Here is an 11954-nt window from a genome sequence, read left to right on the forward strand (position 1 = left end):
CGGACACGGTGGTGTGGCCCGACCACACCACCCTACGCGCGGAAGGGTCAGACCTCGGCGGTCGTGCGATACCCGGCCGGGTTGGTCGTCTGCCAGTTCCAGTAGTCGCGGCACGCGTCGTCGATGCCGAGACGCGTCCGCCAACCGAGGACCTCGCCGGCCTTGGACGGGTCGCAGTAGGTCGCGGCCACATCTCCGGGACGACGGTCGAGGATCTTCTTCGGCAGTCCGCGCCCCACGGCCTTCTCGAACGAGGCGACGAGTTCGAGCACGCTCACCGGGCGACCGGTTCCCAGGTTGAACACCTGGTGGCCGGGCTTCGCCTGCTCGAGCGCGGCGACGTGGCCCTCGGCGAGGTCGACGACGTGGATGTAGTCGCGCAGGCCGGTGCCGTCGGGGGTGTCGTAGTCGGCGCCGAAGACCCCGATCTCATCGAGGGTGCCGATCGCGACGCGCGAGACGAAGGGCATGAGGTTGTTCGGGATGCCGGCCGGGTCTTCGCCGATCAGACCGGAGGGGTGCGCGCCCACCGGGTTGAAGTAGCGCAGCACGGTGACATTGAGCTCGGGGTTCACCCGTGCCACGTCGGCGAGGACGACCTCGTTCATGCGCTTGGACTTGCTGTACGCGTTCGACAGATCGATGCTCGTCGTCGACTCCTCGGTGAAGGGGAGATCGGCCGGGTCCGAGTACACCGTGCCCGTGCTCGAGAAGACGAAGCTCCGGATGCCGCGGGCGATACCCACGCGCAGCAGAGCGAAGGTGGTGTCGAGGTTGTTGGAGTAGTACTCCAGGGGCTTCTGCGTGGACTCCCCCACGGCCTTGAAGGCCGCCAGGTGGATAATCGCCTCGATCGGCCCGTGCTCATCGAACGCCTTTGTCACAACGGCCTCGTCGGCGGCGTCGCCCACGATCAGGGGCGCGGGCTTGCCGGTGATCGTCTCGACCCGCTCGGCGGCGACGGCGTGCGTGCCCGACAGATCGTCGAGGAGGACGACGTCGTGACCCGCTTCGAGGAGGGCGACGGCCGTGTGGGTTCCGATGTAACCGGCTCCGCCGGCCAGGAGTACGCGCATGCCTCCAGGCTATCGCTCGGCGACACCGCGCCGATCGCGCGAGACGGGCTCAGCGCCCGTCGAGCCGCCCGCCGGACTCGCGCAGGTAGCACGCTGCGCACATCGACTCGTACGTCACTTCGCCCTCGATCTGCCCCTCGTCGATGGCGACCTGATCGCCATCGAAGACGAACCGACCACCCACCAGCCGTGCATTGAAGATCGCCTTCCGCCCGCACCGGCAGATCGTCTTCAGCTCTTCGAGGCTGTGGGCGATCTCCATGAGGCGGGCCGATCCGGGGAAGGCCTCGGTGCGGAAGTCGGTGCGGATGCCGTAGGCGAGCACCGGGATGCCGTCGAGCACGGCGATGCGCAAGAGATCGTCGACCTGCGCGGCGGTGAAGAACTGCGCCTCGTCGACCAGCAGGCACGCCACCGGGGCGTGGCCCGCTGCGGTGTGGAAGACCTCGCGCAGGTCGTCGTCGGGCGCGACGAGGAAGTCGACCGCGCGCTTCACGCCGAGGCGGCTGTCGATCTGGTCGGCGCCCTTGGTGTCAATCTCGGGCTTGGCCAGCAGCACACGCTGCCCGCGCTCCTCGTAGTTGTACGCCGCCTGCAGCAGGGCCGTCGACTTGCCCGAGTTCATCGCTCCGTAGCGGAAGTACAGCTTCGCCACGCGCGACTCAGGGGTTGATCGCGAGAGCGTGGGCCGTGGCATCCAGCTCTTTCCGCGCCGCGGCGGGGTTCGTGTTCAGCGTCTCGCCGTAGCTGGGGATCAGGTCGCGCAGTCGCGGCTCCCAGTCGGCCATGCGCTCGGGGAAGCACGTCTTGATGAGCCCCAGCATGATCGACACGGCGGTCGAGGCGCCCGGGGAGGCTCCGAGGAGACCTGCGATCGAGTGGTCGGCCGAGGTGACGACCTCGGTGCCGAACTGCAGCACGCCGCCCTTGTCCTTGTCGCGCTTCATGACCTGGGCGCGCTGACCGGCGTCGAGCAGCTCCCAGTCCTCGTCCTTGGCCGTGGGCATGAAGTCGCGCAGGCTGTCGACCTTCTTCGAGTGGGTCTTCAGCAGCTCGCTGACGAGGTACTTGATCAGGCCCGGGTTGTCGACGGCGACCTTGAGCATCGGCAGGATGTTGTGCGCGCGCACCTGCGTGACAATGTCGAGCATCGAGCCGTTCTTGAGGAACTTCGGGCTGAAGGTGGCGAACGGTCCGAACAGCAGCGACGACTCCCCGTCGATCACACGCGTGTCGAGGTGCGGCACCGACATGGGGGGCGCGCCCACCGACGCCTGCGAGTACACCTTCGCACGGTGCTTCGCGACGATGTCGGGGTTCGAGGTCTTCAGCCACTGCCCGCCGATCGGGAAGACGCCGTAGCCCTTGATCTCGGGGATGCCGGAACGCTGCAGGAGCTTGAGAGCCCATCCACCCGCGCCGACGAAGACGAACTTGGCCCGGATCGAGCCGGGCGTGCCACCGATCACGTGGCGGTACGTGACCTCCCACGATCCGTCCTTCTGCTTCTTCAGCTTCTTGACGTCGTGGTTCGTCGCGACCTCGACACCCTTCTCGGCCAGATTCGCGAACAGCTGACGCGTCAGCGAACCGAAATCGACGTCGGTACCGGCGGGCACGCGCGTGGCGGCGAAGGGCTCGCCCTTGCGACGCTTCTGCATGAGCAACGGCGCCCATTGGTTGATGACGCGTGAGTCCTCGGTGTACTCGATGCCCGCGAACAACGGCTGCTGCTTGAGCACCTCGTAGCGCTTGCGGAGGAACGCGACGTCTTTCTCGCCGCGGACGAAGGTCATGTGGGGCGTGGCGTTGATGAACGTCGACGGCTCATCGAGCACGCCCTCGGCGACGAGCGAGGCCCACAGCTGTCGGCTCTGCTGGAACTGCTCGTTGATCGTGACGGCCTTGGCGGGATCGATCGTGCCGTCCTTGGCCTCGGGCGTGTAATTGAGCTCGCACAGCGCCGCGTGACCGGTGCCGGCGTTGTTCCACGCGTTCGAGCTCTCTTGGGCGACGTCGCTGAGACGCTCGAGCACCGCGATCTTGAGATCGGGCTGGAGGTCCTTCAGCAGCGTGCCGAGAGTGGCCGACATGATGCCGCCACCGATGAGAAGAACATCGACGTTTTCAGTCACCCGTCGATTCTAGGTGCGGGCCGAGAGGTGTCTCGACATCGAGAGAACCGTCCGTTCGATGTCGAGACACCTCGCACCCGGCATCCGGATGCCGTGTCCTCAGGCGGTCGCGAGACGCTTGTGCGCGACGAGCTCGGCGATCTGCACCGCGTTCAGCGCGGCGCCCTTGCGGAGGTTGTCGTTGCTGATGAACAGCACGAGACCCCGCCCCTCGGGCGCGGACTGGTCGGCGCGGATGCGGCCGACGTAGCTGGGGTCGTTGCCGGCGGCCTGCAGCGGGGTGGGCACCTCTTCGAGCTGCACTCCGGGCGCCTCGGCGAGGAGTTCGCGCGCACGCTCCGGCGAGAGTTCGCGGGCGAATTCGGCGTTGATGCTGAGCGAGTGGCCGGTGAAGACGGGGACGCGCACGCAGGTGCCGGCGACGCGCAGGTCGGGCAGCTCGAGGATCTTGCGGCTCTCGTTGCGCAGCTTCTTCTCTTCGTCGGTCTCGTTGAGGCCGTCGTCGACGAGGTTGCCCGCGAACGGGATGACGTCGAAGGCGATGGGGGCGACGTACTTCTCGGGCTCGGGGAACTGAAGCGCCGATCCGTCGCGCACGAGACGCTCGACCTCGCCCTGGGCGAGGACGCCCTCGACCTGGCCGAGGAGCTCCTGGGCACCGGCGAGGCCGGAGCCGGAGACGGCCTGGTAGGTGCTGACGATGAGGCGCTCGAGGCCCGCCTCGGTGTCGAGGACCTTCAGGACGGGCATGGCGGCCATGGTGGTGCAGTTGGGGTTGGCGACGATGCCCTTGACGGCCTGATCGATCGCGTGCGGGTTCACCTCGCTCACCACGAGTGGAACCTCGGGGTCCATGCGCCAGGCGCTGGAGTTGTCGATGACCAGCGCGCCCGCCTCGGCGAACCGGGGGGCGTGGGCGCGCGAGCCGGTGGCACCCGCGGAGAACAGTGCGACCTCGACACCGGTGGGGTCGGCCGTTGCGACGTCCTCGACGACGACGGAGTGACCGGCGAACTCGATCGACGAGCCGGCGGAACGCGCCGTCGCGAACAGACGCAGTTCGCGGATCGGGAACGCACGCTCGGCGAGGATCTCGAGCATGACGGTGCCGACCTGGCCGGTGGCGCCGACGACTGCGAGGGAGATTCCGGAATCGGAGATGCGGGTCATGACTGTTCCTCGGGTACGCGGGGGGCGCGCGCGGACGGATGCGCGCGGCATTCGTGCCAGAGTAGCGTGCGCTCGCGAGCCCTCCGATCAGTAGAGACCGCCGTGGCGGTCGCGAGCGGAAGGATGGCAGGACCGCTGCTCTGCCCCGGCGATCCATCCACAGAGGGGACGGCCATCTGGCACGTGTCGGTGGCCTCCCCCACAATGGCAGGGCACCCCCGCTGCGAGGAGACCGATGAACGACCCGCTGATCGAAGCCCTGCGTCGCGCCGTCGAGGCCGCACCACTCGACGACGAGTTGCGCCTGCATCTCGCGTCGCAGCTGTGGGAACGCGGCCTCTCCGAACAGGCGGTGGCGGAGGCGAGCACCGTTCTGTCTCACTCCCCCACCGACGCACGGGCCCGCGACCTCCTCTCTCGGGCACTGGGCGCTCCCGCACCCGCCTCGTTTCCCGCCCCCGATCCCGCGATGCGCCAGCCGTCAGATCCTCCCGCCCCACCCCGCCAGGAAGGCGGTTTCGACTGGTCGGCCGCAGAGACCGAGGTGGGGCACATCGCGCAGCCCGCGTTCGTCGACGGCGAGGGCACCCCGGCGTTCGACGCGCACGACCTGCAGCGACCCACGACGACGCTCGCCGACGTCGGCGGCATGACCCAGGTCAAAGAGCGCCTGAACGCCGCGTTCCTCGCCCCCCTGAAGAATCCCGAGCTGCGCACGCTGTACGGCAAGAGCCTGCGGGGTGGGCTGCTCATGTACGGGCCGCCGGGGTGCGGCAAGACGTTCATCGCCCGCGCCATCGCCGGCGAACTCGGCGCCTCGTTCATCTCCGTCGGAATCAGCGACATCCTCGACCGCTACCTGGGCGAGAGCGAGCACAATGTCCGCGACCTCTTCCAGCTCGCTCGCCGCGACGCGCCGACGGTGATCTTCCTCGACGAGTTGGATGCCATCGGGCAGCGCCGTTCGCAGGCCCGCCACAGCGGGATGCGCGGGGTCGTCGTCGCCCTGCTCGAGGAGCTCGACGGCGTCGCGAGCGACAACGAGGGCGTCTTCGTGCTCGCAGCGACGAATCAGCCCTGGGACGTCGATCCCGCGCTGAGGCGACCGGGCCGTCTCGACCGCACGGTTCTGGTCCTCCCTCCCGACGAAGAGGCGCGGCGCGCCATCTTCCGGCACCACCTGGCCCGACGCCCTGTCGAAGGCGTCGACCTCGCGGAGCTCGCGGCACTGACCGACGGCTACAGCGGTGCCGACATCGCGTACGTCTGCGAGGTCGCGAGCGAGAACGCCCTGCTCGAGAGCGCACGCACCGGCACCGCGCGTCTCATCGGCATGGACGACCTGCGACACGGTGTCGCCCAAACCACCTCGTCCACGGGCCCCTGGCTCGAGGCGGCGCGCAACGTCGTCCGTTTCGGCGACGACGACGGCACCTTCACCCAGCTGCGCGATTACCTCAAGAGCGTGCGCCGGCTGTGAGCGACGACGCCCTCGCGCTCCGTAACGCCGAGACGCTGCTCGATCTCGGACGGCATGAGCAGGCGCTGCGCGACGCGGGAGTGGTTCTCGCCCGCGAACCCGGCAACGCGGACGCACAGCGGATCGTCGGGGAGGCCCTGCTCGAGCTCGAGCGCTGGAACGAGCTCACCCCGCTCGCCCGAGACGCGGTGTCATCCTTCCCCGACGACGCGTGGGCGTGGCGCCTCCTGGCCCTCGCTCAGATGGAGACCGGCCACGAGGCGGACGCCCTCCACGCCGCCGACCGTCTCTACGCTCTCGCACCCGAGGTCACGTTCGCGGTGTACACCTACGCGCGAGTCCTGCACGCCTTCGGCCGCGCCGCGGACGCCCTCCCCGCCCTCGAGCGGGCGCTCGAGACGCAGCCCGATGACATCGATCTGCATCTCGCTCGAGCGTCGTGCCTGTGGAAGGTGGGTCGCGCGCGCGAGGCGCGCGAGACCGTGGCCTCCGCTCTGCGCATCGACCCAACGAACGACGACGCCCAACGCGTCCTCGCGATCTTCGGAGGACCGGGGCAGCGCGGTTCGGACGCGCTCCTCGAGACGGCACGCCGCGCGGCGAGGGATCCCGGGGGTGACGACAACGACGTGTTCTTCGAACTCGCGACCAGCAGAGCGCTGGTCTTTCCCGTCACGGTCGTGCTCGGCCTGTGCGTCACTCTGCTCGCGGTGTGCGTGCCGACCGGGGGCCTCTGGGGATGGCGCATCGGCACCGGACTCGGCCATCTCGTCGGCGCGGGTCTTCAGGCTCTCTTCTTCTTCGCGACGATCGCCATCCTGGGCCTGTGGCTCCGGCGTATGCGGCGCGACCTGGGCGAGCTGTTCCGTCCCATCGTCGCGTCCCGGATGGAGGATGGTCCCCTCTCGAAGTTCAGCTCGTGGGCCATCGCCGGGGCGCTCGTCCTCGACCTCATCGGCATCGTGCTCTACGCCACCGCGGGCGACCCTCTCGGCCCTCTTGCGCTGGTCCTGGGTCTGTCGAGCGCCTACGTCGGCGGTGTGCTGGTGCTGATGTTCCACCTCATGACCCGCGGCGTCATCCCGCCGGTGATGACGAGACCGGCCGGGCTGATCCTGCTCCTGTGGCCGGGGGCGATCGCCGCCGTGGTCTTGCTCGGGCTCTTCTTCGTCGGATCGGTGCTCTACATCATCGTCTGGGCGTTCTCCGGCGAACGTCTGCCCGAGCCCTTCGCGAGAACCGGCCAGGAAAGACGGGAGACGACGAAGTGAACGCCGTCGCCGATCCCGCCGCACCGGGCCGAGCCTCAGACGATCGAGCCGCGCGACCCTGACACCGCGGCGACGTCACGCACGTCCAGGCGCAGAGCCGGTCAGCGACCGGTACCGGCGTGGACGGTGGCCTCGGCGTCGCCGTCGAGACCGTACGCCGTGTGCACGAGGCGCGCGGCCTCGGCGAGGTCGACACCGCGGACGACGACCGAGATACGGATCTCCGACGTCGAGATCATCTCGATGTTCACACCCGCGAGGCTCAGCGCCTCGAAGAGGGTCGCCGAAACGCCCGAGTGCGTGCGCATGCCCGCGCCGACGACCGACAGCTTGCCGATCTGGTCGTCGTGCACGAGGCTCTCGAACCCGACCTCGGCCTGCTCCGCGGCGAGCGCCTTGAGCGCCGTCGGGGCGTCGGTCTTGGGCAGCGTGAACGAGATGTCGGTGCGGCTGGTCGCGGCGGCGGAGACGTTCTGCACGATCATGTCGACGTTCGCGCCGGACTTGGCGACGATCTTGAAGATGTCGGCGGCCTTGCCGGGAACGTCGGGCACGCCGATGACGGTGATCTTCGCCTGGCTGAGGTCGGTGGCGACGCCGGCGACGATGGGCTCTTCCATGGTGGCTCCCTCGGGGACGAGCGGTGAGGTCTTCGAGGCGTCGAGCACCCAGGTGCCCTCGCCCGAGCTGAACGTGGACCGGGCGTGGATGAGCACGCCGTGACGGCGGGCGTACTCCACCGCGCGGATGTAGAGGACCTTCGCGCCGTTGGCGGCGAGCTCGAGCATCTCTTCGCTGCCGACACGGTCGAGCTTGCGGGCCAGCGGTACGACGCGGGGATCGGCGGTGAAGATGCCGTCGACGTCGCTGTAGATCTCGCACACGTCCGCTTTGAGGGCGGCGGCGAGCGCAACGGCGGTCGTGTCGGAGCCACCGCGGCCGAGCGTCGTGATGTCGCGGGTGTCGCGGTTGAAGCCCTGGAAGCCGGCGACGATCACGATCGCCCCCTCATCGAGCGCCTCGCGCAGTCGCACGGGCGTGACGTCGACGATGCGGGCGGCGCCGTGCGTGGCATCCGTGATCATGCCCGCCTGGCTGCCGGTGAAGGAGCGGGCCTCGAAGCCCATCGAGTGGATCGCCATGGCCAGCAGCGCCATCGAGATGCGTTCGCCGCTGGACAGCAGCATGTCGAGCTCGCGGGGCGCCGGGATGGGCGCGACCTGGTTCGCGAGATCGAGCAGTTCGTCGGTGGTGTCGCCCATCGCGCTGACGGCGACGACGACCTCGTGGCCGGCGCGACGGGTGTCGACGATGCGCTTGGCGACCCGCTTGATGCTCTCGGCGTCGGCGACGGACGAGCCGCCGTACTTCTGGACGATCAGAGCCATGAGGAGAACTCCCGGAGAGGTCGCGCGTCGGGATGCCACGACGGGGCGCTCGTGCCGCACCCGAGGATCATCCTAGAGGCGGGCGCATACCGCCTCCGTCATGGGTCGGCACGCGGGGAAACCGCAGGGCCCGTCGATAAGATCGAACGCCCCTCTCCCCCGCTTCTCTGGAGGCCCGCGGTTGCCCCCCACCCCGCGCCGACTGCTGTCGTCCTTGCGCCGGTTCGTCCACGTCGACGACGTCTCCTCACCCGATACGACGCTCCTCCCGATCATCGACGAGGCCCTCTCGACCCGGATCCTCGACCTGGCCATCCGCATCGGCGAGACGATGCTCGTCGTCGGTGCCCCGGCCAACGAGGTGACCCTCACGATCGTGCGGGTATGCGGGGCGTACGGGCTCGACCCCGTCCACGTGGACGTGACCTACAACTCCATCACCATCGCGCACAGCCGTCCGGGCGCCACCCACCCGACCACCCTGCTGCGCGTGGTGCGCGGCTCCGTCCCCGACCACGCGAAGCTGCAGCGCCTCCAGGCCCTCGTTCAGGAGATCACCGGCGGCCTGGGCCTCGACGAGGCGATCGTCCGGTGCCGCGCGATCCGGCGGCTGCCCTTCCGGTACCGTCCGGCGATCGTCATCGCCTCGCAGGCCTCGCTCGCCGCGGGCGTGGCGATCATGTTCGGGGCGAACTGGCTCGCCCTGGTGCTGTCGTTCATCGCCGCGGCCCTGGCCGCCACGACGCAGCACATGCTGGCCCGGGCCCGTGTGCCCTACTTCTTCGCGCAGATCGCGGGCGGTTTCGTCCTCACCGTCTTCGCGGCGCTGTCACCGCTGCTGCGCTACACCGGCCTCGATGCGGCCGCGGCGATCAGACCCTCGGTGGTCGTGGCATCCGGGATCGTCCTGATGCTGGCCGGTCTCACCGTGGTGGGCGCCGCGCAGGATGCCATCGACGGTTTTGCGCTGACGGCGACGGGGCGCATCCTCGAACTCACCACGCAGACCCTCGGGGTGGTGCTGGGGATCCTCGCGGGGCTCGAGACGGTGCGCGTCCTCGGCATGGGGATGTCGCCCCCGTCGAACGCGCTGCCGCTCGGACCGGTCGGCGTCCAGTTCGTGGGAGCCGCGGTCATCGCCATCGCGGTGGCCGTGTTCAACGGCGCGGGCGCGCGCATCGTCGTCGTCAGCGCCGCCCTCAGCCTCGTGGCCTGGGCGGGTTACGTCGGGGCCTCCGGGCTGGGCTTCGAGGTCGCCGCAGCGAGCGGCGTGGGGGCTTTCGTCGGCAGCTTCGCGGGCATCGTGGTCGCCTACCGTCTGCACGTGCCCTCGGTTGCCATCACGACCGCGGCGATCCTCCCCCTCGTTCCCGGTGCCGCCGTGTTCCGCGGCCTGCTCGGGATCGTCGAGTCAGGCGACAATCCCCTCGTACTCATGTCGGGGGTGACGACACTGGCCGGGGCGGCGACCGTCGGCATCGCCCTCGCGGTGGGCGCTTCGCTCGGGATCTACCTCGGCCAGCCGCTGCGTGCGACGCTGTCGAGCGTCACGCGGGTGCGGGCGCGCGTGCGGCGGTAGATCCGGAGCAGTGCCCGGATGCCAGGGCCCCCGCGGTGCGCGGGCACCGGACTGCGGCATCCGGCGCCCTCACGGGCAGGTACCCGGGAGGAGACCTGCGGCGGTCTCGGCGGCGCGCAGGTCGGCGTCGAACTCGATGCGGAAGCGCTGGTCGCTGACCCGGACGTCGTGCACCCGGAGGAAGCGCGGCAGCGCCTCGGAGAGACACACCGGGGCGGGCTGCATCGCCGCGAGATCGACACCCGACTCCGCTCGCATCTCCTCGGCGGACAGCGTCTTGCCGCCCACCGTGACCGAGGTGAGTCTTATTCCGACCCGGCCCCCGTCGAAGTGCGGCGTCATCGCAACGCTCACCGATTGCGGGGCCGCTCCTGCGGGCACAGACGCAGCGAACACGATGTCATCGCCCGAGAAGCCGACCCGCATCGCTCCCTGCGCTTCCGGCGGGACCACGAGCGCTGTCGTCTGCGCGGCGGAGAGTGTCGCCACCGCAGACAGGTGGTCCGCCGTCCAGATGCCGTCGGCGTCGTGGAATCCCTCCACGGTCATTGTCAGGTCGGAGGTGGTCGGCCCGGTGGAGAAGCTGTGGACCGTGAGACCGACGCGGTCGAAGCGTCCGAGGAGTTCCTGAAGCAGAACGGAACCCGGGATGTCGACCTCGATGCGTTGGCTCGCGGGAAGGGCGAACATGGTACGCGCCTCGCCGACGATGGCCCGTTCGCGCTCGGCGTGCATGAGCCCCTCCGCCGTCGCGAAGGCGGTCGCCGCCAGCGCGATGATGACGACGACGAGGATCGCCACACGGAGCCCCAGGCCGGGCCGGTCTGGTTCGGAAGGCTCCGGCGTCTGCGCGGAAGGCAGCAGCTCGGTCCGTTCGTCGAAAAGGGTCATGAGCCGCGTCCTATCCGAATCGCCCGTTGACGTAGTCGTAGGTGCGCGGGTCGATCGGCGAGTCGAACATCGCCGCGGTATCGCCGTGCTCCACGATGTGCCCGGGCTGGCCCTGCGACGCGAGGAAGAAGGCACACTGCTGTGAGACGCGCTGCGCCTGCTGCATGTTGTGCGTGACGATGACGATCGTCAGCTCCTTCTGCAGCTCGCCCATCGTCTCCTCGATCACGCGGGTCGAGGTGGGGTCGAGCGCCGAGCAGGGCTCGTCCATGAGCAGGATCTTCGGACGGATCGCGAGCGATCGAGCGATGCAGAGACGCTGCTGCTGCCCACCGGAGAGTCCCCCACCCGGTGCGCGCAGGCGATCCTTGACCTCTTTCCACAGTCCCGCGCTCTGCAGCGAGGTCTCGACGAGGTGATCCTTCTCGTCGCGCGCGGCGCGGCGACCCGTGAGCTTGAGACCCGCGATGACGTTGTCGTAGATGGACATCGCCGGGAAGGGGTTCGGTTTCTGGAACACCATGCCGATGTGCTTGCGTGCATCGATCAGCCGGTGACCGGGGTCGTAGATGTCGTCGCCGTCCAGCAGTACTTCGCCGGCGAGCGCTGCCGAGGGCACCAACTCGTGCATGCGATTGAGGATGCGCAGGAACGTCGACTTGCCGCAGCCCGAGGGGCCGATGAGTGCGGTCACCTGCCCCGCGGGCATCGTGAGGGACACGTCGAGGAGGACCTGATGATCGCCGAACCAGGCAGAGATCGATCGCGCATCGAGCTTCGACAGCGGGGGACGTGGCGCTGCCTCCGCGATCAGGCGTTCCGCCTCGGCGACGCGCTCCGACGTCGCGGAGGCTCCGTTCGGAAGCGACACGGCGGAGGCCCGGACCGACGCGGACGACACCGTGTACCCCGTCGACGTGATCGGAGCGGAGCCCACCGGAACGGCAGCCGACGACACCGCCGG

The 11954-nt window shown here is 69.3% G+C and carries 10 protein-coding genes; 3 read left to right on the forward strand and 7 right to left on the reverse strand.

Translation table 11 applies throughout. The features are described 5' to 3' along the window. Positions 1-47: 47 nt before the first annotated feature. The 4 genes from galE to J2X55_RS12590 all read right to left on the reverse strand — a co-directional run bounded on the left by galE (position 48) and on the right by J2X55_RS12590 (position 4381). Complete coding sequence (galE, locus tag J2X55_RS12575; protein ID WP_309823804.1) at positions 48-1076, reverse strand: UDP-glucose 4-epimerase GalE; 1029 nt, start codon at positions 1074-1076, stop codon at positions 48-50. A gap of 49 nt (positions 1077-1125) precedes the next feature. Beyond that, entirely contained in the window at positions 1126-1731 is a 606-nt protein-coding gene (locus tag J2X55_RS12580) for a thymidine kinase (protein WP_115919203.1), read from the reverse strand. A gap of 7 nt (positions 1732-1738) precedes the next feature. Then, positions 1739-3211 (reverse strand): malate:quinone oxidoreductase, encoded by a 1473-nt coding sequence (locus J2X55_RS12585; RefSeq protein ID WP_115919205.1) that lies wholly within the window; start codon positions 3209-3211, stop codon positions 1739-1741. Between the two features lie 99 nt (positions 3212-3310). After that, a complete protein-coding gene (locus tag J2X55_RS12590; RefSeq protein WP_309823807.1) occupies positions 3311-4381 on the reverse strand; it encodes an aspartate-semialdehyde dehydrogenase in 1071 nt (356 codons plus the stop codon). A 235-nt stretch (positions 4382-4616) separates the two neighbouring features. Here J2X55_RS12590 and J2X55_RS12595 point away from each other — a divergent pair, with 235 nt between their 5' ends. Further along, a complete protein-coding gene (locus tag J2X55_RS12595; RefSeq protein WP_115919209.1) occupies positions 4617-5861 on the forward strand; it encodes an ATP-binding protein in 1245 nt (414 codons plus the stop codon). Continuing rightward, positions 5858-7132 carry a tetratricopeptide repeat protein gene (locus J2X55_RS12600; RefSeq protein ID WP_309823809.1) on the forward strand — a complete coding sequence of 425 codons (1275 nt, stop codon included), beginning with the start codon at positions 5858-5860 and terminating at the stop codon, positions 7130-7132. The genes J2X55_RS12595 and J2X55_RS12600 overlap by 4 nt, the downstream gene beginning before the upstream one ends. Positions 7133-7233: 101 nt before the next feature. On the opposite strand, the gene J2X55_RS12605 is transcribed toward J2X55_RS12600, so the two are convergent. Beyond that, positions 7234-8520: an aspartate kinase gene (locus tag J2X55_RS12605; RefSeq protein ID WP_115919952.1), complete on the reverse strand. Its 1287-nt coding sequence runs from the start codon at positions 8518-8520 to the stop codon at positions 7234-7236. A 181-nt stretch (positions 8521-8701) separates the two neighbouring features. Between J2X55_RS12605 and J2X55_RS12610 the strand changes: the two genes are divergently transcribed. After that, positions 8702-10099, forward strand: a complete 1398-nt coding sequence (locus J2X55_RS12610; RefSeq protein WP_309823811.1) for a threonine/serine exporter family protein — start codon at positions 8702-8704, stop codon at positions 10097-10099. Positions 10100-10168: 69 nt separating this feature from the next. On the opposite strand, the gene J2X55_RS12615 is transcribed toward J2X55_RS12610, so the two are convergent. Further along, positions 10169-10990: an LmeA family phospholipid-binding protein gene (locus J2X55_RS12615; protein ID WP_309823813.1), complete on the reverse strand. Its 822-nt coding sequence runs from the start codon at positions 10988-10990 to the stop codon at positions 10169-10171. Between the two features lie 10 nt (positions 10991-11000). Then, complete coding sequence (locus tag J2X55_RS12620; protein ID WP_220338179.1) at positions 11001-11774, reverse strand: phosphate ABC transporter ATP-binding protein; 774 nt, start codon at positions 11772-11774, stop codon at positions 11001-11003. Positions 11775-11954: the final 180 nt, after the last annotated feature.

This window comes from Microbacterium sp. 1154, assembly GCF_031455375.1.
GTDB lineage: Bacteria > Actinomycetota > Actinomycetes > Actinomycetales > Microbacteriaceae > Microbacterium.